The organism is Bradyrhizobium sp. SBR1B (genome assembly GCF_014198205.1).
In the GTDB taxonomy this organism is placed as follows: Bacteria; Pseudomonadota; Alphaproteobacteria; order Rhizobiales; family Xanthobacteraceae; genus Bradyrhizobium.
In genome coordinates, this window is the sequence record NZ_JACIHC010000012.1 from 27,529 (window position 1) to 50,342 (window position 22,814).

Consider the following 22,814-nt stretch of genomic DNA (forward strand, 5'->3'; position numbering starts at 1 on the left):
TTCTATGCCAGGGCACAATTTCGGCAACGACAACGAGCGTCATTTCCCGGCTTCGGACGCTTCGCCAGGTTCAGCGAAGACGGCTGAAGCAGATGGTGTGGAGCACGGCAATTCGGGGCAGTCAGCCTCTGCAAACGCGCCGGAAGCAGCCGACCCCGGTGAGCCAGGCCCCGGTAGCCAGGGCCGCGGTAACTCACAGCACAATTCGGAGCCAGGGTCTGCAAAGGCGGCAGTCACGGAGTTAGCCGAAGCTGGTTCTATGCCAGGGCACAATTTCGGCAACGACAACGAGCGTCATTTCCCGGCTTCGGACGCTTCGCCAGGTTCAGCGAAGACGGCTGAAGCAGATGGCGTGGAACGCGGCAATTCAAGGCACTCAAATTTTTCAGACGCACCTGGAGCAGCCGAGATGATCGAACCAAGCGTCGCAAATGGCAGTAACGCCGGAAACTGGCCGCAGGCTGCGCAACCTGCTGCAACCGCGTTGGAACCCGTACAGCCGGCTAAAGTTGCATCCGAGATTGGCGGCGCGGAATTGGCGTTTCGCTTCGATAGCTATGCGACTCCTCCCACATTCGGCGCGGTAGTCGAGCTTGGTGGCTCGCTCGGTCCGCACGTTTCGCCCGGTCAGGAAGAGGACCTCCACGTCATCGGCAAATCGATTCCCAATGCAATGGACGAACACGCGGTCGCCCACGTTCATAACGTTCCGCATCACGCCGCGCCTCATGACTTCCTGATTTGAAGCGCTCCATCGTTATTGATCGATGCAATCTTCGTGATTCACGCAACCGACCTTCTTTGAAAGCTCAGACCATTGCTCGAGAGCGGGCGCCGCCCCGTTGCGTGCTTCCGGCTCGGAAAGTGATCAGTGACATATCCTTGTCAAGAAACGTTCGTATATTGAGAACTTCTTGTGGCATCCAGGCAAGGGTTCGGGACGATCGTCATTCGCCTCTCGCGGTGCTGATGGCTTGCCGGAGCAATTGATCGGTGTCACGTCGCGTGCCGTATCTGGCTGTGTGTTTGATGTTTGCGGCCGTTGCAGCCGAAGCGGAGCCAAACGGTGCAACAATCGGGTCGCCGCGCGCGAGCTCGGAAATGTCCGCGCCTATGTCGTTCGACATTCCGGCCCAGCAGCTTGCCTCCGCACTCGAGCGATACGGCGATGCGACCGGTCGCGAAGTCCTCTACAGTCCGGCGCTTGCGCAGGGCCGCACCTCAGGAGCCGTCAAGGGCAGCTTTGAACCGGAGACGGCGCTGCAGCTGCTGCTTGCGGGCACCGGCCTTACCGCCCGCTTCCTGAAAGACGGCTCGTTCGTTCTAGCCCCGGCGCCCGAAGCCGCCGGACCGCCGGAAGGCAGTGCTGCTGCTCTCGCGCGCCAATACTATGGTGTCGTTCAGGCGCGGCTGCGCGATGCTCTGTGCCGGACCAACGGGGCGCGGCCTGGAAGCTATCGCATCGCGGCCCTGGTCTGGATCGCGCCGTCAGGGGCCGTAGCCAGGTTCGAACGACTTGGATCGGCCGGCACGGCCGAGCTGGACCGCGGCATCGACAGCGCGCTTCGACAGTTCAGTGTGGGTGCCCCGGTGCCCTCCGGCTTTGCACAGCCGGTATTGATCGTGGTCCTGCCGCAGACCTCGGGCGTCACAATGAGTTGTGGTGCGACGGTGTTGCCGCAGGCGGCCGGAGGCGTGCGGTGACTGAAGCCTCCGTGGCGATGCTGCGCCGGCTGCTGCTCGACCGATATGACGATCTCAAGCGGGGCTTGACCCGCCGCCTGGGTTCGTCCGAGATGGCGGGTGACGTCCTGCACGACACTTGGCTGCGCCTTGCCCGCACGGATACGACGATTGGCACCTTGCACAATCCGGTCAGCTATCTGCTGCGCATACTCTTCAACGTCGCACATGACCATCGTCGCGCTGAAAAGCGCCGTTTGACGAAGATCGACATCGAGCATCTGCTCGAGGTCGCCGACGAGACGCCTGGTCCCGCCGAAGTCGCGGAGGCACGGTCGGATCTGGATGCGATGGCCGCCATACTCGCTGAGCTGCCGCCGCGCCGTCGCACCATCCTGCTCGCGGCCAGGGTGGACAACATGGCGCGGCAGGAGATCGCGGATCGGCTTGGCGTATCCTTGCGCCTTGTCTCAAAGGAGCTGCAACTCGCCCATGAGTATTGTCTGGCGCGGCAAAGGCAAATGGGTGACGCGGATTGCGCACCGGACCCGCGAAATTCGTCATTGAACCGTGACCTGTCGCCGCCGCGCGGTGATCGCGACCATGACCAGGCTGAATGACTCCATGATTCAGGGACAGACGCAAAGGCTCGACCTGCTGCAACGCGAGGCGATCGCGTGGGTCCAGCGCATCGATTCCGGCCATGCGACGTCTGCTGATGCCGAGACCTTGCAACGATGGTGTGCCGCGAGCCCGGAGCATGCGGCTGCCTTCGCTGCGGCGAGCGGTGTATGGCGCGACATCCGCCGGGCCGGCGCGAGCATTCCGCGCAACCAAATCGAGGCGTTGCCGGTCCACCAGACGCCACGTCCGGTGCTCGATCGCCGGCTCCTTCTCGGTGGCGGGCTGGCCGCCGCAGCCGCCTATGTCGCTGTTACCAACCCGCCGCTGGGCCTGTGGCCGTCCCTCCGTGAACTGAATGCCGACTACAGAACGGCCGTTGGCGAGCAGCGGCAAGTCCGGCCGGCGGAGAACGTCGCGGTCCGGTTAAATACGCAGACCAGCATTGCGGTCCACCCCGCTGGCGGGGAGGGCGATCGCCTGGAACTGCTTGCAGGGCAGGCGCTCTTCGAGTCGGTCGAGAGCGTACGTCCGCTCGTCGTGTTGGCGGCGGATGGGCGTTCGATCGGCCGCCATGCACGCTTTGACGTGCGTTGCATGAGCGGTCCGGCCGGCACGGTGGTGAGCGTCGCCTGCTTCGACGGACAGGTGCGCATCGAGCGCAACGGCAGTTCTGCCGTCATCGGCCCGGCGCAGAGCTTGCGGTACGACGCCAGCGGGCTCGGTCGGGTTGCCGCGATTGACGCAGAGGCGGAATCCGCCTGGCAGCGCGGAATCGTCCTGTTCCGAGCTACCCCGCTCGCGGATGTGGTGGACGAGGTCAATCGTTATCGCGCCGGCCGAATTCTCCTTGTCAATCCAGGCCTCGCGCAGAGGCCGGTCAATGGCCGTTTCCGCATCGATCAGATGGATGAAATCCTCGTGCGCCTCGAACAGGCCTTCGATGTCAAGGCCCGAAAGCTGCCGGGCGGCCTGGTTCTGCTGGGCTGACGCCCCGCTGACAAGAAACTTTCACACAGAAACCGTGCGCGTTCGCCTACAGGCTTCCGTCTTAGAGCTAGATCGTTATCGCTCTGAATGACGAGGCACGACCCTTCATCGGGTTTAGCCGTGCTGCCAGAAGGAATGCCGTCTTGTCCCACCGCACCGTCCGTTTTCGCTCGTCCCGGTCCGTCAGACACGCGATGTTTCTCAGCGGTGCCAGTGTGGCTGCATTGCTGGTGGGGTCAGCTGCGGCCGATGCGCGCAACCTCGGCAGCGGCAGCGCGAGCCCGGTGGCAAACGTCGCCGTGACGACCAACACGGCGGGGCAGGCGGCATCGATCGCATCAGCGCAGGCGATGAGCCGGATCAACGCGTCGCTCCGTGCGATGCGCGACGTGCAGGCGGCGGCGAGAGCCGGCGCGTTGATCGGTCCGAATAATCTCGGCCTGAACAAAAATCATCCCGGAAATCTGCTTCCGAATGTGCCGAATGGTTTGGCTCCCGGAGGTCTCAATCCGACCAGCAATCCAACCGCGGTGATCGACGGCCAACCGGCCTGGACCGGCGCCGCTCAGCCGACCCAATCGACAGGCTCAAATGGGCGGGTCCAGGTCGAGGTCGTGCAGAACCAGCAGAAGGCGATCCTGACCTGGAACAAGTTCAATGTCGGACGCGAGACCGACTTGTACTTCAACCAGTCCGCCGGAGGCGGTGGCGCCGCCAACTGGATCGCGCTCAACCGTGTCCTCGACCCGAGCCTCGTTCCCAGCCAGATTCTCGGCACCATCAGGAGCGAAGGGCAGGTTTATATCATCAACAAGAACGGTATCATCTTCGGTGGCTCCAGCCAGGTGGATGTCGGCACCCTCGTGGCCACATCTCTCGCCTTGTCGAACGCGCAGTTCCTGGCTGGGATCAACACTTCCATAGTGCTCACCAACGACATACACCTGCCGACCTTCGGCGAATACAATCCGCGGCTGGCCAATTCGCAAAAGCCGGCCACCGATCCGAGCCAGCCTGCGCGCTTCACGCCGGATGGCGTGCCGGGTGACGTCACCATCCAGGCTGGAGCTCAAATCAGCGCGAAGACCGGCGGCAAGGCAATGCTGTTCGCGCCGATCGTTTCCAATGCCGGCCAAATCAGCGTCCCCGACGGCCAGATCATCATGGCTGCCGGCGAACAGGTCTATCTGAGAACCAATCCGAACGACGTACGCGGCGTGGACGTCGCCGTGACGGCCCCGATGCCCTGGCTGTTCAACTACAACCATTTGATGGGTGCGATCGCCGGCTGGGATCTCTTCACGGAGAAACCCTGGGGCGAAAGCGTTCGCGACATCCTGCTGCCCGAGATGTACGCGCGCGCGGCGTCGGTCGGCTACAAGGTCGTGAACACCGGCGTCGTGCAATCCGATCGCGGCAACATCACCGTGATGGGGCGCGAGATCTTCCAGGGCGGCGTGATGCTGGCGGCAACCGCGCTCAACAACCGCGAAGGATCGATCCGACTGGATGCCTACAGCAACGGCATGATGGCCTCGAGCGGCAGCCTCGACGCCCAGCTCGTGTATTGGAAGACGGGTGACCTGCATCTTTCGCCGGGCAGCGTCACCGCCGTTCTGCCTGATGCCACCGACACGAGTGAGATCGAGGAGACGGCGAAGGCCACGCGCTACAAGCCGGGGCGCGTCGAATTACGCGGTAACCTGATCGATATCGGGGCGCAGGCGAACATTCTGGTTCCCGCCGGCACCATCAGCATCGTGGCCAGCACCCTGCCCGCGCCCACCGAGGAGGCCCATCAACGGCGAGACGCCGGTCCGCGACGGTAGCCGGATCTATATCGGCGAGGATGCCTATGTCAGCGCCGCCGGCGTGCAGGACGTCCTGATCCCGATGTCGCGGAGATTTGTGCAGGCCGAATTGCGCATCAACGAGCTGCGTGATTCACCGCTGCTGCGGAATTCGTGGCTGCGGGGCCAGAAGATCACGGTCGATCGCAGCGCCAGCGGCGTCTTCGCCGATGGAGCTATGGCCGGCGTGAACTGGGGAGGGGCCGCGGGCGAATGGATCGGGACGCCGCTGGGCGACGTCTCGGCCTGGATCGGCAACAGCAAGACGAATCTCGCCGAGCTGTCGACCATTGGCGGCAACATCACCCTCAAATCGGCCGGCTCGATCATTACCCGTCAGGGCTCGTTGCTCGATGTCTCGGGCGGGTCGTTCCGCTATCAGGACGGAATGGTCAACTCGACGAAGTTGCTCGGCGCCGATGGAAAAATCTACGACATCGCCTCGGCGACGCCGGACAGGATCTATGTCGGTTTCGCCGGCGGGTTCAATCGCACGCACAACAATTGGGGTAAATCGGAGTCCTGGAGCACGCCGTGGTCGACGAGCCACTTCGAACGTGGCTTCACCGAGGGACGCGACGCCGGCGCCATCCAGTTCTATGCCACCGAAGGTGTTGCGCTGGAGGGCGGCTACTGGGGCGGCGTGATCGTCGGCGAGCGTCAAGCCGTAAGCGGCAAGACCGCCAAGGCCGGCTCGCTGACGTTCGGCGGCGACGGCGACGAAGATCGGCTCTGGCTGCTCGGCAAGCTCGTGATCTCCAAGGATCCCACACAGCTGCCGACGAATTTCACGGCCACGTCGCAGCTTCCGTCCACCTGGTATTCGGGCGCTCCCGGCAACCAGGATTCGTTCCGGTTGCGAACGACCTATCTCGACTCGGATGCGCTTGCAGATGCCGGACTGGGGAAGATCGAGCTCTACGTCTCCAATAACGTCACGATCGAGAAGGGCACGACGCTCGAGCTGACGCCGGGCAGCACGTTTTCGATCAAGGCCAATTCCACCGTTGCATATAGCCAGGATTTCAAGATCGACGGGGTGATCCACGCACCCGGCGGCAATGTCAACCTCTTGGGCGCGGAGAACGTATCATTCGGAGCCGGTGCGGCCATCGACGTCAGCGGCCAATGGGTCAACCAAGTGAAAGGCGGCGCTGCCTCCGCTCTGCCGCCGGTCGTCAATGGCGGCAGCATCACGCTCGACCAGGCCCACTATCAGCCGGGCGTCGTGCTCGACGTATCCGGCGGTGGCTGGTACAGGCTGCGCGGCGGCAAGCCGCAAGTGAAATTCGGCGATGCCGGCAAGATTACGCTGAACACGACCGAAGTGGCGGAATTGGCGAACGCCGATATGCGGGCCTATGCGGCTGGCTCCGGCGGCAGTATGGCCATGAATCTGACTACGGAGTCGCTGCAGATCGGAGGCGGTACGCCGACGTCCCCCAACACCGTTCGCCTGTCGGAAACCCTGTTCTCGGAGCGTGGTTTCCGTTCGCTCCAGATCTCCACGGGCGGCGATATCACGATCGCCGAAGGAGCAAGCGTCACGCAGCTCCCATACAACGTTGATCTCAGGGGCGTCGACGTCTCGGGCTTCAGCACGGGCACGTCGATCAGCGAGATGGGCCCGCTCGCCGTGTTGTCGCCGTCGCAGCGCCTGGCGCTCGAGCCGACGTCGCTCTCGCTCAGCGGCAGGTCCGTGACGGTCGGCGCGGGAGCGACGGTGCGGACGGACACCGGCGGCACGATCGCGCTGTCCCTGCTCGGTTCTTCGACCGGTACACTGTCTGTTGCCGGCAGGGTGGAGGCCCTGGCTGGCACGATCAATCTTGCTGCAAGCACGGGATCGATCGTTGTGGCAAATACTGGCGCAATCGTCGCGCGCGGTACGGCAGTCAGCGAAATCGACGTCAAGGGACACCGCAGCGGCGTCGTACGCAATGGCGGCTCGGTTGCGTTTGAGGCGGCCACGGTCGCACTCGAAGCCGGCTCGCTGGTCGACGTCGCGGGTGTCAGTGGCGAATTCGACATCGAGTCGAATGACCACCAGTTCGCGCCAGTCACCCTCGCCAGCAATGGCGGTTCGATCAGTGTCAAAGCCCAGCAGGGCTTGGTGCAGGGAGCCTGGCGCGGCCAGAGCGGGGGCAGTGGCGCACGTGGCGGCAAGGTGACGTTGGCGTCTGCGCTGTCGACCGTAATCCTGTCCGAAACGGCGGCTTCCCAGTCCGGTCTGGTCGTGCGCAGCTCGAGCCTGCAGGGGGCTGGCTTCGCCGATCTCGTTCTCCCGTCGACGACACGGCTGGATGGTGTCGACCTCGCCTTCAGCGGCTCGATTTCGATCACCGGATCCCTGATCAACGGCAACGGCGCCAGCTCGCGGTTCTTTGCGCCTTACATCTCGTTGTTCAGCCTGGCGCCGAGCAATCCGGTGCGCGCAGGCACGCTGACGCTGGCCGGGTCCGTGATCGACATCGTGCAGGCAAACATCCGTGGCTTCGAACGAACGGTGCTCGAGGCAAACGACATCCGGCTGACGCACAGCAATGTCAGCCAGCCCGCGTTCCTGGACGTCGACGGCACGCTGATCGTGAAGGCCGGTCAGATCTATCCCACCTCGCAGATCAACGCGACGATCATGGCCAGCGACAAACTCATCGTGCAGCAGAACGGAACTCCCGGTCTGGCACTGTCGGCCGGCGGGACCCTGACGCTCGAAGCGCCGACGATCGAGCAGAACGGCACCCTGCGCGCGCCGTTCGGCCAGATCACGCTCAAGGCCAGCCAGCGCCTCACCCTCGGCGCCGGCAGCGTCACCTCGGTGACCGGCGACGGCCTCGTGCTGCCTTACGGTGCTCTCAGCAACAACGAAAACTGGACGGTGACGACCGGGCCGTTGCCGACAACCATTGCCAGCCTGCCGGAAAAGCGCGTGACGCTCGAGGCGCCGACGGTCGAGCTCGCCCCCGGATCGGTGGTGAACATCAAGGGTGGCGGCGACTTGATGGCATGGGAGCACGTGCCGGGACCGGGCGGCTCGCACGACATGCTGGCGCTTCCGGGCCTGTTCGCGGTCATGCCGGCTTTCGCGGGTGCGACAGCGCCCAGCTCGGCGTCGATCCGCAGCGGAGATCGCATCTGGCTCGACGCCGGCAGCGGATTGCCGGCAGGCTGGTACACGCTGCTGCCGGCCTCCTACGCGATGCTTCCGGGCGCTTATGCGATCCAGGCAGTCGCCGGTTCGACAGGCCGGGCGACGACGTCCGCGGTAATGGCCGACGGCACGGCGGTCGTGTCCGGCTATCGCGCCAATGCGCTCGACGGCAGCCGCGACCAGCAGTCGTCCGCGTGGCGCGTGATGTCGGGCTCTGTGCTAAGGCAATACAGCGAGTACAATGAAGCCTTCGCCAACACCTTCTTCGCCTCCGATGCGTTCAAGCTGACGCAGTATCGGCTCACGGGTCAGCAGATCGTCACGCCGCGTCTGCCGGTCGACGGCGGCTCGGTTGTGTTCAAGGCGACACAGGACCTGATCTTGAAGGGCGAGTTGCATTCTCAGGCCGCAGCGGGTGCCCGCGGCGGCCTGGTCGATATCGCCGCCAACAAGATCGCAATCCTGGGTGCCGACCAGAGCGCCGGCACTTTGCGGGCCGATGGTTATCTGGTCATCGATGCCGCTGCTCTGTCCGGCTTCGGCGCCGGCAGCCTGCTGGTCGGTGGTTTCCGCAGCGGCGACGTCGGCGGTCTGCGTGTTGATGTGCAGGCTCACGACATCGTCGTGCGCAACAGTGCAAATTCGGCGTTGACGGGACCGGAGATCATCCTGGCCGCAAGCGACACGATCGATGTCTCCGCAGGCAGCGTCATCGTCGCGCGCGGCGAGGCGCCGACCGGCGCCGGCGATCTCGTGATGGCCCCGCAGGCGTCCGATCGCGACTGGGGTGCTTTGATCCGCCTGTCCAACGGCGACGCGGTTCGGGTCCGCCGCAAGAACGTCGATACGACCGTCGGCGGCCGGGTAACGATCGGTGCCGGTGCCACCCTCGACGGCGGCAAGAGTCTTCTGATCGACGCGACGGGGAACGCGCTCGTCACCCAGGCCAGCCTGACGGGCGCAGCGCTGTCCCTGGCTTCGGGCCGGATTGGCTTCGGCGGCGGCAGCGGGCTGGTGCTCGATGCCGCGGCACTGGCCGCGCTCAACAAAACCCAGCACCTGACCTTGCGCAGCTATTCAACCATCGATTTCCACAGCGCGGTGGACCTGTCGGGCCTCAAGGCCGTGACGCTCGATGCCGCAGGGCTGGTGGGCCGCGGCAACAGCGAGATCGCGGTGAACGGCAATCGGGTTGTGCTGGAAAATACGGCGAGCACGTTCAGCGAGCCGGTTGGCGCCGGTCATGGCAGTTTGAAGCTCACGGCAACCGAGCTGACCCTGGGTGAGGGCGCCAAGGCACTGCGTGGTTTCGACACCATCGTGCTGACGGGAACGACACGCATTACCGGCGAAGGCAAGGGCTCGCTCGATGTCGCCGGCGCGGCGGTGACTCTGTCAGCGCCGGTCATGACCGGCCGGAGCGGCAGCCAGCAGTCGGTCACCACGACCGGAATCGTCACGGTTGCCGCTTACGGGACGGCTAGCCCTGCGCGCGACCAGGACAGCCTTGGCTCCCGCTGGACGCTCACCGGCCGCGCCGTCGATTTCGCCGGACGGATCGACGCGCTGGGCGGAACAGTCAAGCTGAACGCCACCAATGGCAACGTCAATCTCGCGGCAGGTTCGCGGATCGACGTCGGGGGCTTCGAGAAGGAGTTCTTCGACGTGTCTCATCTCGCTGGGTGCCCGCGGCGGCTCGGTGCTGCTCGCGTCCGGCGCGACCCTCGATCTCGGCTCGGCCCGCGACTCCGAAGGACGTCCCATCGGTGGCGGTGCGGGCACGCTTGCGATCGAACAGGACAGCAGCCAGGTCACGCTGGAAGGCACGATCAATGCCAGGGCCGCGGCGGGCAAACGCGGCGGCTCCTTCTCGCTCGACATCGCCGCGTTGTCGGATTTCGGCGGGCTCAACCAGCGCCTGAATGGCGCCGGCTTCACCAAATCGCGCAGCTTCTGGATTCGTTCCGGCGACGTCACGCTCGACGGCGCGACCACGGCCGAGGAATTCGCGCTGGCTGCCGATCAGGGTACGGTGACCGTCGCAGGCTCGATCGACGCGCGTGCGACCTATGGCGGCTCGATCTCGATCTATGGCGGCCAGGGTCTGACCGTGACGAATGCGGCGCTGCTGCGGGCGGGTGCGACCGACACGGTGAATGGGCTCGGCTCCGGCCGGGTCACACTCGGAATCTCGAACGGCGTGCTGCGGGTACTGGGCGGCGTGATCGACGTGGCGGGCGGCGAAGGCGGCAAGGTCACCCTGCGTGCGCCCGTCATCGAGCAGCCAGGGGCCGACAAGGTGAATGTCAGCTTTGCCGGCACGATCAACGGCGCGCGCGAGATCGTGCTGGAGGGCTACAAACGCTTCGACCTTGCGACGCTTGCATCCGATCCGCGCTTCGTCGGCGTCACCGTCAATAGCGGCGGCCAGGCCGAACTCGATCTCACGAAGGCCGCGGCCGGCAAGCTCAACGTGCTGGCAGATTACGGCGCCGGCACGCTGGTCGAATTCGTGCGCGACTTCGACGTCAGTGCCGGCTATGCGGATCTTGGCTCACTGACGAGCCAGTCGAACTTCCACGCGCGCGCGGGCATAGAGCTCAATTTTTCCGGCGACATCGTGCTCAAGAGTAACTGGAATCTCGGCGCAGGCGTGGTCAATCAGGCCTCGGCGCTCGCGGCTGGCGTGATGGCGATCGAGCCGGTACTGGGCAAGGCCTATGTGGTTGCCGGCAAGGAAAGCGCTTTGCTCCGTGACCATACGACCATGGCTTATCGCACCGGCGGCAGCATTCTCGGAGAGCCGGGCGTCCTGACCATGCGCGCCGGAGGGAATATCGATCTGAAGGGCAGCGTGACGGACGGCTTCTTCCAGTTCGCCAACCCGCTGGATTCGACATACGTCGCCGCCAAAGGCACCATCTCGACGAACCTGAGCATGGTGTTCAACGTCGGTCGCACCAGTACCACGTCCAATCTCTCGCCCTACGACAGCGCGAGCACAACCAACCCTTCAGTCTATGCCGGTATCACCTTTGCGACGGTCGGCACGAGGAAAACCGAAACCGTGACGGCGCCGCCCACGCTGGTCGGTGTTCCCTATAGCGCAGAGGCCAACTCGCCGGGCGCAAGTGCGCCGAATGCGCTCGCTTATTCGGTCCTGTTCCCCTCCATCACCGAGCCGGACGGCTCGAGGGTGGCGGTGCCTTCCTGGAGCTTGGGGCTCGTCGCGGGCGCCACGCCGATGGGCGAAAGCGCCGACCCGACGCGCCTCGCCAGCGGCGCGACGGGCAAGATCACGCTCAGCGAGCAGGCGGGTTACACCTATGTCAGCGGCCTGAATTCCGTCGCCGCGACCGCTCTTGTCGACTCGGTTGCCAGCTTTGGCGCGGGCAGTGCGCCTGGTTCGACGACGATGAATCCCGCCGATTGGCCTGCGAGCCTGGAGTCCACCTCTGGCACCCGTCTCAACAGCAATTCCAGCGCGCAGATTTCTTTCGGTCTGCCGACGGATCCAGCCTACGGCTACGTGCTCGACCTCTGGAATGACTATGCCGCCGCGAAGGGCCTGAACACCAATCCGGCGCAACCGCAGGCCGACTTCAGATGGACCAGCACGGCCGCGAGCGGCGGTAGCCGCCTCAACGTCATCACGAAATACTCGACCTTCAAGGACTTCTACCTGACGAAGATCGTCCCCAATCTTGCGACCATCACTTCGCTCTATGCGACGACCAAGCCCGGGCCGACCACGACCACCGTCAATCCGATCACCATGGTTCGCACCGGCACCGGCGACGTCAGCATCGCGGCGCGTGGTGATCTGCAGCTCAAGGGCGGCGCCTCGATCTATACCGCTGGCCGGCGCGATCTCGCCACGTTCAACGATTTCACCACCGCGCCGGCGAACGCGACCTACGGAGTGGGCGGCGGCCATCTCGCCGTTGCGGTCGGCGGCAATATCGACGTGGCCCTGCCGGCGGACCGCTCGCAGATGCAGCACTATTCGGAGTGGCTAAACCGGCAGGGTGCGACGGATAACGCCTACGTCTTCGGTCCCTGGGCTCATTCCGCATACGGCCAGATGCCGGCTCAACAAAGCTCCTGGTGGATTGACTACGCCAACTTCCTGCGCGGGGTCGGCGCGCTGGGCGGCGGCAATGTCGAGGTCCGCGCCGATGGCGATCTCAACAATCTGACGGTCGCGCTGCCGACCAATGGCCGTGTGCGGGGCGGGCGCTCCACGACGGAGGCAAAGTTCCTGGAACTGCGCAACGGCGGCGCGATGACCGTTGAGGCGGGCGGCGCCGTTCGCGCCGGCTATTACTACATCGGGCGCGGCGCCGGAACGATTACCGCTGGTGAATTTGCGGTCGGGCGCGATGTCAAGGCGCTGGTAGGGACGCAAATCGTCACCTATCCGATCGCCCCGATCCTGTCGCTCGGTGACGCAACCCTGGACGTGCGAACCGCAGGCGACCTGCGGCTGCAAACGGTCCTCGATCCGCTTCTGGTCGGCAAGGGGATGTCCCACGAACTGACGTTCATGAGCAGTCAAAGCGAGCGCACCGCGCTCAACCTGACATCGACGGGCGGAGACGTGATCCTGGTCGGGCAGGCGACATATCTGTCCAAGGACATAACGACGCCGGCCTTGCAGGTGTTTGCGAATGTGAACTCGTTGGCCGCAAATATCTATCCGCCGAAAACGCGCGTCACGGCGCTGAACGGCTCCGTGCTGAACAGCACGCTGTACACGATGCCGAGCAGAAATCCGGAGCTGCGGCTTCTCGCCGCAAACGACGTCCTCGTCGGCGAGATCGTTATGTCCCGCGCTGCGCTCGAGATGATTCCGTCACCGTTCGAGCCTGTGGGAGGCACCGTTTCCTCTCCGGTCAACCTCGGCGGTTCCTCGCCGGACACCCTGAGCGGGCTCCACAACGTCTTGGTCAATCCCTTCTCCGCGCCGGCCAGCAATATCGCCGGCCACACGCTGCATCTGTACAACCTTCGCAATCCCGACCATCTGCCGAACGAGGCAGACTACGAGCCGAGCCGTGTCTATGCCTTGAACGGATCGATCGTTGGAACGCTAATAACCCAGAGCGGCTCGATCCTCACGGCCGGCGTCATGGCCAACGAGCAGACCTGGTTCCGTGCCGGCACGGATATCCGCAACATCAACTACTCACTGCGCAACGTTCATCCGACCGACGTGTCGTTACTCGAGGCTGGCAACGACATCATCGGCGGCCCGGTGCGAGGCTCGATCTTTGTCCAGGGACCGGGCGCAATGCAGGTGAGCGCGGGCCGTGACGTATACGCGCCGGAATTGGCGATCTTCAGCACAGGCAATCAGGAATATGATTCCAACAACCGGCCAAAGGATTTCACGCAGATCCTCGGCCTGCCTCAGCAGAGCGCGGCGATCACCGTGATGGCGGGCCTCAAGGGCAAGCAACCATCCTATGATGCGTTCCTGGCGGTCTATCTCGATCCGGCAAACATCGGGAAGATGCCCGATTATCTCAAGACCACGTTGGCGGACGGCACGGTGGTACCGCTCTATCTCACCGACGCATTCGAGCAACGTTCCTCCGGGCCGCACAGGACCCGCACCGGCATCGTCTCCTTCGTGGAGGACGTGACCGGCGAGAAGCTGTCTCCGCTTGATGCCTGGACCAAATTCCAGACCCTGCCGATGCTGGTGCGCGAACGCTTCGTTCGGCAGGTCTACATGCAGGAGCTACGGGCCGCAGGCGATGACCAGAACACACCCGACACGAGCGGTAAGCCACGCAATGGCGGTTATAATCGCGGTTATGCCGCGATCGAGACGCTGTTCCCGGGCAGCGACTGGGCGGGCGACGTCAGGACCGGAAATGCCAAGTTCCGCACCATGTCGGGCGGCAGCATCGAGGTCTTGACCCCCGGTGGCGGCCTGCAAGTTGCTGCGCTCGGCAAGCCGGCGCCGGTGGAGTTCGGCCTCGTCACACTGGGACCGGGCGACATCAACCTCTTTGCGCGCGACAGCGTCACCGTGAACCGCTCGCGTATCCTGACCTTTGCCGGCGGCAACGAGATCATCTGGTCGACGCAGGGCGACATCGACGCCGGCCGCGGCGCCAAGACCGCGCGCGTGCCCTCGGCGCCGGAGATCCTGACCGATATCGATGCCGTCACGCGCGTGCTCGAGAAGGCCGATATTTCCGGAAGCGGCATCGGAACGATCATCGGCTTCACCGGGGTGACGGAAGGTGACGTCAACCTGATCGCTCCCCAGGGTACCGTGAATGCCGGCGACGCCGGCATCCGCGTCAGCGGCGACATCCTCATTGCGGCGCGCTTCGTCGTCAACGTGGACAACATCCAGGTGTCGGGCCAGAGCAAAGGAGTGCCGAAGGCGGAGGTCAAAACTGCGCCGCTCGCGATCGATACCAAGGACAAGGCTGCAAATGACGCCGTGAAGGACGTGACCAAGCAGGGATCTTCGGATCGGCCGTCGGTGATCATCGTCGAAGTTCTCGGGTACGGCGGTGGCGGCGGCGGTCAGTTTCCTCAGCCCGATGCCGGCGACGATGAGAGGCGGCGGGCGCCCGACAAGCAGAGCTACGATCCGAACGGCATGTTCCGCGTGCTCGGCAATGGCGAGTTCACGGCCGAGCAGTTGAAGAACCTGACGGAGGACGAGCGAGCCGTGCTGTTGCAGCGGCTGGGGCGCAAGGCGTCGCTCTAGGGCAGGGCCCGGGCAGGCATCCGGGTCCGACGTCCGGTCGTGCCGGTTCGTATCGATCGGCCGGGTGGGGCCCCACCCGGCCGATTGCACCGGTTAGATCACTGTCATGCAAACGATATAGAGGAGGCATCGCCCGCGCTTCAACGATCCAAACAGCCGAAGTGCGGTTTCTGGTCGACAAGAGCAGCACGATGAAAGCAGTTACATTGCATGGCGTCGCGGCGTCGGATGCCGACGGTCCTCGAGGCGGTCGCCGCGCCGCGTTCCGCTTGCTGGTGCTATTGCCCGCCTGGCTGATGACGGTCATCCTCGGCGCCAATGCCGCTGAAGAAGACCGGGTGGCGCGTGCGGAAAGGCCGATCGCATTCCGCATTCCGGCACAGTCCCTGGCTGGTGCGCTGCAAGCCTATGGACAGATCACCGGCATTCAAGTGCTCTATGAAAGCAACTCCGCGGTCGGTCGAACGTCGGTCGCGGTTGAAGGAACGTATGCCGCCGATGAAGCGCTGAACCTGCTGCTCGCGGGCACGGAGCTGAAGGTGCGCTATATTCGTCCCGACGCCATCACGCTTGCTCTTCCCAGCGCAGAAGGTGTCGGCTATGCACCTCCGGCGGCTCCGCTCGCAACATCGGACCTGTTCCTGGGAAGATTGCGCGTGCGTCAGACCGGCGATGCCGACGACGCCGCCAGATTGCAGGATTATAGCCAAAGAGTGCAGATGGACATTCAGAATGCACTTCGAAAGAACGCAAGGACGCGCGATGGCAATTATCGCGCGGTGCTGGATATCTGGATCGATCCCGCGCGCACGATCGAACGCACCGAGTTATTCCGCTCGACCGGGGACCATGAACGGGATCTTGCGGTGTCGGCGGCGCTTCGGGGCTTGACGATCAGCAAGCCGGCGCCAGCGAATACGCCACAGCCGGTCCGCGTCGTCATCATGGTGAAGTCCCTGCAATGAGCGACAGCGATGTCCGCCCTGGAAACGAGAAGGGACGAGCGGCGGTCTTTGGACCCTATCGAGACGACGACCTGGATGCCGCCTCGCCATCGGGAGAGTTCTATCGCCTGCTGGGTATTCCCGCCCTGGCGGCCGTTCTTTTCGTTGGTGGCGTTTACTGGATCAGGATGCAAGTGCCAGCCGGCTCTCCGGGGCAACAGTCGGCTGCGATCGTGCAGGTTCAGCTGCTTCCGCGGCCCGATGCCGTTCCGATAGCAGTCGCTTCGGATTCTCAACCGGAAAAGGAGAATGTCGCCAGCAGCGCCGATACGCCATTGAAGGACCCAAATCCGACGCCATCCGACGATCCCGTTCCGGTCCCGAAAGCGAGAAGCTTCACGCCCGGAGACGCTCCGCCCTCAAATGTCATGTCGGCGCCGTCCGCCGTGAGCGGACCTGCCAGCAGTGCCGCCATCAAATTTCAGCAGTCGCTGCTTCGGCACGTTTCGCGCTATCAGCGCTATCCCAACGCGGCGCGCGCGATGCACCTTGAAGGAACGGTCGTCACGCAGTTCGCCATGGCCAGGGATGGTACGCTACTCGGCGTCTGGGTTCGGACGAGCTCGGGTCAATTGCTGCTCGACAAGGAGGCAATCGAGACCATCCGGCGAGCCCAGCCGCTGCCGCCGATTCCGCCCGAGCTGCCGGATCGGCTCAATATTCATCTGGAGCTCGAGTTTTGACCCGCCATGAAGTCCGTGCTTGGGCGATGGACAGGCATTCGTGCAGTGGCGGGCCGGACGCGATGTCGTCGCTCGCGCCTTGTGTCATAAATGTGTAGCCCGGCAACGCTACGACCTTCCGAACCTTTTGCAGTAGTTGCGTAGGCAATGTTTGCGCCGGAAATACCAGAGTATGTTGGGCACGTGAAACGTGGCTGATAGCAATCGAATACGGCTGCGGGGGCAGTTGGTCGAGAACTATGAAGGCCTGATCCGGAAGCTTACGCGCCGGTTAGGATCGGCCGATTTCGCCCACGAAGCCTTGCACGAAACGTTTCTGCGTCTCGACCGAGTCACGGATGCCGAGCCCGTACGCAGTCCTGCCGATTACATCTTTCGTACCGCCATCAATATCGCGAAGGATCGCCAGAAAGCGCAGAACTATCGTGTCAGCGCGTCGGAGATAGATGCGCTTCTCGATATATGTGATGACGAACCCGATCCGGCCAGAGTGGTCGAGGCGCGTTCGGAAATCGAGGCATTCAAGCGCGCGCTTGCCGAGTTGCCGCCACGGCCCCGCGAGGTTCTTCGGAGTATTTCGATCGAGGGGCAACCAGCGCACCAGGTCGCCGCGCGTCTCAATGTCAGCATCCGGACCGTCGAGAGCGATCTGAAGCTGGCGCTTGGCCATTGTGCCGACAGCCTCGAACATACATTGCGACGCCGTCTCGGCGGCCCGCGTCCGCGATCCTGAGCGCGTCGATATTGCAACCCGGCGCATCGGAGGGCTTTTTTCGCCTGGCGCAGGCAGAAGGTTTGATCGATAGGCTATCCTTGCATGGTTTTTCTTCGGGATAGCCGGGCGCCATTCGTCTATCGAATAGATGCACCGGCAGGCGTCTCAGGCCGCGAGCTAAACAGAGGACTTCCGGGGGGAATGACGCAGGTGACGGCAGTGACAGCGATTGCAAGGTGGGCTAAGCCGGCAGTCGCGGCCGCTCGCTTCCCCGACCGCGGATGTGTCTTGCCGTTGATTGCCGGGGCGTTGCGGCCGATGTCCCGGTCCGGAAGGCGCTGTTCGAAATTGAGGGGAATCGATAACATATCGCCTCTGACCGTCTTTGGCCCGGTGTGGGTACCGGTCTGGCGAGTGCGATAGATGGGCTAGGGATCTTGACCGCGACCAACGAAACAACTGAGCCGGATGCGCTTCTGCACGAAGCCCTGGACTTCGTCGTTCGCCTCAAGACGGGTGAACCGACCAGGGCAGACGTCGAGGCGCTGCAAGCGTGGCGTCAGCAAAGCGGCGCGCACGAAGCCGCCTTCAGGAACGCGGCTCGGGTCTTTCGTCATGCGGGCGTCGCTGCGCAGGAGTTGGCGGATCGGCCGGTGACAGGAGACGTCGCACGGCTGACACGAAGACCGGTGTCCCGGCCCATTGGACGGCGCGCCTTTCTGGGAGGTGCGGGCGCCGCGGCAGCGGCCGCGGTGGGGTACGCAATCGTTCGTCCGCCGCTTGGCCTTTGGCCGTCGCTCGGAGAACTCTCCGCCGATTACCGGACCGGAAAGGGCGAGTTGCGCAAAATCGCGGTCGCGCCGAACGTGTCTCTGGAGCTGAATACGCAGACCAGCATCGCGCTGCGTTCGGCGTCAAACGAAACCCGGATTGAACTGATATCGGGTGAAGCCTCTGTAGCGGCGACGTCCGCCGCCACCCCCTTTGTGCTGCTGGCGGCGAATGGTCAGATCTCCGCGGTGGAAGCGGATTTCAACGCGCGTTGCCTCGATGGCGCCGTGTCGGTGACCTGCCTGAGCGGCAGCGTTGATGTTGCGCAAGGCGAGAGAACGGTGCGACTTGGCAGGGCACAGCAGGTGTCCTACTCGCCGGGCGGCATCGAAGCCTCGGTGCAGGTCGACCCGGGGCAGGTGACAGCCTGGCAATCGGGGCTCCTGATCTTCCGCGATCGGCCGCTTGCGGACGTCGTGGAAGAGGTCAATCGTTATCGTTCCGGCAAGATCATTATCACCAATCCGGATCTCAAACGCCGCATGGTCAACGGCACGTTTCAGATCGACAAGCTCGGGGATTTCGTGCCCCAGGTTCAGCAGCTGTTCGGAGCCCAGGCGCGGTCGCTGCCGGGCGGAGTTGTGCTGCTCGGTTGAGCCTCATCCGGCCGGATGGGTAGGCCCATTCTCGTTACTGCGCGAGAATCGATGCTGGCACGTCACGCCAGATGCTGCTCGTAAAATAATCGCTAACGTTTCCCGATCTTGCAAAAAAGTTTTGCGGGTTGGGCGAGGCCCAGTCGTCTTTAGAGCGAGGGGACGTGATCACGGTGTCCGGCCGTGACCTCGTTTAGCTGGTTCGGGAGTCGGGCGGGGCATCTGTGAAAAGTAGAATTGATTGCGAGCACCGCCGGCATGCGTCGGCGGGCACGGCGTTGTTTTGTCTGACGGCGGGCATGTTGGCCGGCGGCCTCGTTGCCGCGCTTCCAGCCCATGCGGCCAAGGTCTCCGCAACGGGCACGCCGAAGACGAACAACCCGTCCGCTCTCCCGGCAAGTGAAGCTGCTGCCGCGCAAAAGCCGGCCGCCGCCGTGCAGCGGTTCGACATCGACGATTTCGCGATCCAGGGCGCCGAGACGCTCCCGCAGATCGACATCGAAGAGGCGGTGTATCCATATCTCGGGCCGAACAAGAGTGCCGACGACGTCGAAAAGGCGCGGGCGGCACTCGAGAAGGCATATCACGACAGGGGTTATCAGACCGTCAGCGTCTCCGTTCCGCAGCAGAATGCGCAGGCCAGGATGATCACCCTCAAGGTGACGGAGCTGAAGGTCGGCCGTCTGCGGGTCAAGAACGCGCGCTATTTCCGGCTCGACAAGATCGCCGAGGGCGCGGGCTCTCTCAAGGAGGGGACGGTCCCGAACTTCAACGAAGTTACCAAGGATATCGTCGCGCTCAACCAATGGCCCGATCGACGCGTAACTCCCGCCCTGCGCGCCGGTGTGACGCCGGGCACGGTCGACGTCGACCTGAATGTCGAGGACAAGGTCCCGATACATGCCAACGTCGAAGTGAATAACCGCAAGTCCCCCAATACGACGGCGCTGCGCGTCAGCAGCACGGTGCACTACGACAATCTCTGGCAGCTCGGCCACTCCGTCAATTTCAGCTATCAGGTCGCGCCGGAACGTCCGGGCGACGCGGAGGTGTTTTCCGGCTCCTATCTGGCGCGGGTGCAGAACGTCGATTGGCTGAGCGTCCTGTTCTATGGCGTGAAATCGAGCAGCGATGTCGCGACCGTGGGCGGCACGAACGTGATCGGGCCCGGAGAGATCATCGGCAGTCGCGCGGTGATGACGCTGCCGACGCGGGAAAACCTGTTCCATACGCTTTCGGCCGGGGTCGACTACAAGCATTTCGATCAGACCGTGAAGCTCGGCGGTGTCGGCTTCTCGTCTCCGGTCACCTATTATCCGTTTGTCGCAAGTTATGGCGCGACATTCCAGGACGAGGGGTTCACGACCCAGTTCAATGCCGCCGTCACCTACAATCTGCGGCCGCTGGGCGATGGCGTGGTGCCGTTCGACAACAAGCGCTACGCGGCTTCCCCCAGTTTCACCCATTTCAACGTCGATGTCGCGCATACCCAGGAATTGCCGGAAGGCTTCCAGCTCTACGGCAAGGTGCAGGGACAGGTCGCGGACGGACCGCTGGTCTCGAGCGAGCAGTTCAGCGTCGGCGGCCTCGACACCGTGCGCGGCTATCTCGAGTCGGAGACGCTCGGCGACAACGGCGTTGTCGGCAATCTCGAGCTGCGCAGCCCCAATGTGGGCGAGATGCTGCAAAGCCGGATGAAGGACGAGACCGGGCAGAGCAAGGCGCGCTTCACGATCTTCAACGAATGGCGGGCGTTCGCATTTGCGGACGCCGGCATGGCGACCATGCTGAACGCACTTCCCGACCAGCAATCGCAGTTCAATCTGTGGAGCTACGGCGTCGGCAGCCGATTCAAGATGTTCGACTACCTGAACGGCACGCTGGTTTATTCGGTGCCGATGGTCAGTCAGACCTACTCGAGCGCGAGGAGTCCGCGCGTCAATTTCCGAATCTGGGGTGAATTCTGATGACTGCGGGATGGGATCATATGGCTGGCGTGTGCCGATCGGCGCTTCGGCGAGCTCTGACAGGACTGGTGCCAGCGTTGGTTGCGGCCGCAATGTTGTGTCCGTCGCCTGCCAGGGCGTGGTGGAACGACGAGTGGCAGCTCCGCAAGAAGATCACGATCGACGCCAGCGCATCGGGTGCCGGCATTACCGATCCGATCGGGACTGCGCCCGTCCTGGTTCGGCTGCATGTCGGAAATTTCCGCTTTGCATCCGAAGGATGACGGCAGCGACCTGCGCTTCGTGGCCGGCGACGACAAGACACCGCTGAAGCACCACATCGAGAAATACGACTCGCTGCTCGGCGAGGCGCTGCTCTGGGTGGCCGTGCCCAACCTTCAGCCCGGCGCCAAGACCGACATCTGGCTCTATTCGGGCAACAAGAAGGCGGTCGCGACCAGCGATCCGAAGGGGACTTACGATCCGGATACGCTGCTGGTCTATCACTTCAACGAACGAGGCACGCCGGCGCTGGACGCGTCGGTCTGGGCCAACAATGCGCAAAGCGTCGGCCAGCCCGCAGACGGCTCGCTGATCGGCACCGGCTTGCGCTTCGACGGTCGCGGCGTGCTGACTCTGCCGGCTGCATCGTCGCTCGCCTTGAGCGACAACGCTGCATTCACATGGTCTGCCTGGATCAAGCCAGGAGCGATGCAGCCCAACGCAGCCCTGTATAGCCGCCGTGACGGCGCCAACGGTCTCGTTATCGGGCTGGATAATGGCGTGCCGTTCGTGGAGGTCACGAACGCGGAGTCCGCGCAACGCAGCGGCACCGCTGCGCCGCTGGCGCCGAATGGCTGGCATCATGTCGCCGTCGTCGCGAACGGCGGCCACGTCGTGCTCTATCTTGATGGTTCACCCTATGCGTCGCTCGCGGCAACGCTGCCGGCGCTTAGCACGAATGCCACGGTCGGGGGCGATGCAGCGCCTGCGTCACCCGTGGCCAGTGCCGCGGCGGCACAGCCATCGTCTGCAGCGGACGGTGCGGCAGCTCCGGATGCGTCAGCCCCGGCACCGGAGGCCGCAACTGTTGCCGCCGCGGCCATGGCCGGCTTCGTCGGCGACATCGACGAACTGCAGCTCGCAAAGGTTGCGCGGTCGCCGGGTTTCATCAAGTTCGTCGCCACCGGGCAGGGACCGAATCAGGCCAAGCTCGTGAGTTTCAGCGTCGACGAGGAGACCGCGAGCTGGCTGTCGGGTTACTTCGCAGTGATCCTGAAATCGGTGACGCTCGACGGCTGGATCGTGATCGGCATCCTGTTGATCCTCGCGGTCGTCAGCTGGGTCGTGATGTACGACAGGGCTTCCTACCTGAACAAGCAAGCCAAGGCCAACGCGCGCTTCATGAAGAGCTTCCGCGAGCTCGCGGCCGATCTCACCATGCTCGATCGCGGCGACGCCGACGAGATCTGGACCCTGGGTGGCCGGATCGACGAAGTCGATGCCAAGATGATGCAGGCGTCGTCGCTCTATCGCATCTACCATATCGGGGCATCGGAGATCCGCCATCGCTTCGCCGGAAAGGGCGAGCGTATCCCGGTGCTCTCGGCCGCGTCGATTGCCGCCATCCGCGCCGCGCTGGACGGCGGCTCGGTGAAGGAGACGCAACGGCTCAACCGGCTCATGGTGGTGCTGACCATCGCGATCTCGGGCGGACCGTTCCTCGGCCTGCTCGGCACCGTCGTTGGCGTCATGATCACCTTCGCCGCCATCGCAGCCAGCGGAGACGTCAACGTCAATGCGATCGCCCCGGGCATCGCCGCCGCGTTGGTCGCGACGGTCGCCGGCCTGGGCGTCGCGATCCCGGCGCTGTTCGGCTACAACTACCTGATCTCCCGCATCAAGGATCTGACCACCGACATCCAGGTCTTCGTCGACGAGTTCGTGACGAAAATGGCGGAGTTCTACTCCGCCGACCAGATCGAACGCAGCATCGCCGCGGAGTAAC

At 64.0% G+C, this 22,814-nt stretch carries 12 protein-coding genes and 2 pseudogenes; 13 read left to right on the forward strand and 1 reads right to left on the reverse strand.

Annotation, left to right across the window (positions count from 1 at the left end):
* From GGD61_RS40255 to GGD61_RS26060, 5 genes and pseudogenes are all read left to right on the forward strand, one after another.
* Nucleotides 1-745, forward strand: a pseudogene (locus tag GGD61_RS40255) (hypothetical protein); the annotation flags it as partial.
* 356 nt (nt 746-1,101) lie between these two features.
* Nucleotides 1,102-1,704 carry an STN domain-containing protein gene (locus GGD61_RS26045; RefSeq protein WP_177236893.1) on the forward strand — a complete coding sequence of 201 codons (603 nt, stop codon included), beginning with the start codon at nt 1,102-1,104 and terminating at the stop codon, nt 1,702-1,704.
* A complete protein-coding gene (locus tag GGD61_RS26050) occupies nt 1,701-2,303 on the forward strand; it encodes an RNA polymerase sigma factor (RefSeq protein ID WP_018319904.1) in 603 nt (200 codons plus the stop codon). The genes GGD61_RS26045 and GGD61_RS26050 overlap by 4 nt, the downstream gene beginning before the upstream one ends.
* Nucleotides 2,287-3,294: a DUF4880 domain-containing protein gene (locus tag GGD61_RS26055; protein WP_092252973.1), complete on the forward strand. Its 1,008-nt coding sequence runs from the start codon at nt 2,287-2,289 to the stop codon at nt 3,292-3,294. The genes GGD61_RS26050 and GGD61_RS26055 overlap by 17 nt, the downstream gene beginning before the upstream one ends.
* 194 nt (nt 3,295-3,488) lie before the next feature.
* Complete coding sequence (locus tag GGD61_RS26060) at nt 3,489-5,123, forward strand: filamentous hemagglutinin N-terminal domain-containing protein (protein ID WP_183231530.1); 1,635 nt, start codon at nt 3,489-3,491, stop codon at nt 5,121-5,123.
* Nucleotides 5,124-5,147: 24 nt separating this feature from the next.
* Here GGD61_RS26060 and GGD61_RS26065 read toward each other — a convergent pair whose 3' ends face one another.
* Nucleotides 5,148-5,474, reverse strand: a complete 327-nt coding sequence (locus GGD61_RS26065) for a hypothetical protein (RefSeq protein WP_183231531.1) — start codon at nt 5,472-5,474, stop codon at nt 5,148-5,150.
* Nucleotides 5,475-5,550: 76 nt separating this feature from the next.
* On the opposite strand from GGD61_RS26065, the gene GGD61_RS40730 reads away from it, so the two are divergent.
* The 8 genes and pseudogenes from GGD61_RS40730 (at nt 5,551) to GGD61_RS26100 (ending at nt 22,813) form a co-directional block, all read left to right on the forward strand.
* Nucleotides 5,551-10,716 carry a hypothetical protein gene (locus GGD61_RS40730; protein WP_246786052.1) on the forward strand — a complete coding sequence of 1,722 codons (5,166 nt, stop codon included), beginning with the start codon at nt 5,551-5,553 and terminating at the stop codon, nt 10,714-10,716.
* 3,478 nt (nt 10,717-14,194) lie between these two features.
* The gene (locus tag GGD61_RS40735; protein WP_246786058.1) at nt 14,195-15,031 is read left to right on the forward strand and encodes a filamentous haemagglutinin family protein; all 837 of its coding nucleotides are present in this window, start codon (nt 14,195-14,197) and stop codon (nt 15,029-15,031) included.
* 191 nt (nt 15,032-15,222) lie between these two features.
* Nucleotides 15,223-15,996: an STN domain-containing protein gene (locus GGD61_RS26075; protein ID WP_210286342.1), complete on the forward strand. Its 774-nt coding sequence runs from the start codon at nt 15,223-15,225 to the stop codon at nt 15,994-15,996.
* Nucleotides 15,993-16,718 (forward strand): energy transducer TonB, encoded by a 726-nt coding sequence (locus tag GGD61_RS26080; RefSeq protein WP_183231533.1) that lies wholly within the window; start codon nt 15,993-15,995, stop codon nt 16,716-16,718. Before GGD61_RS26075 ends, GGD61_RS26080 begins: the two co-directional genes overlap by 4 nt.
* A gap of 190 nt (nt 16,719-16,908) precedes the next feature.
* On the forward strand, nt 16,909-17,451 hold the full coding sequence (locus GGD61_RS26085) for an RNA polymerase sigma factor (RefSeq protein ID WP_092252027.1): 543 nt from the start codon (nt 16,909-16,911) through the stop codon (nt 17,449-17,451).
* Between the two features lie 419 nt (nt 17,452-17,870).
* The gene (locus GGD61_RS26090; RefSeq protein ID WP_092252029.1) at nt 17,871-18,860 is read left to right on the forward strand and encodes a FecR domain-containing protein; all 990 of its coding nucleotides are present in this window, start codon (nt 17,871-17,873) and stop codon (nt 18,858-18,860) included.
* A 299-nt stretch (nt 18,861-19,159) separates the two neighbouring features.
* On the forward strand, nt 19,160-20,827 hold the full coding sequence (locus GGD61_RS26095; RefSeq protein WP_092252975.1) for a ShlB/FhaC/HecB family hemolysin secretion/activation protein: 1,668 nt from the start codon (nt 19,160-19,162) through the stop codon (nt 20,825-20,827).
* Nucleotides 20,827-22,813, forward strand: a pseudogene (locus GGD61_RS26100) (DUF2341 domain-containing protein). Before GGD61_RS26095 ends, GGD61_RS26100 begins: the two are co-directional and overlap by 1 nt.
* The last annotated feature ends 1 nt before the right edge of the window (nt 22,814 follow it).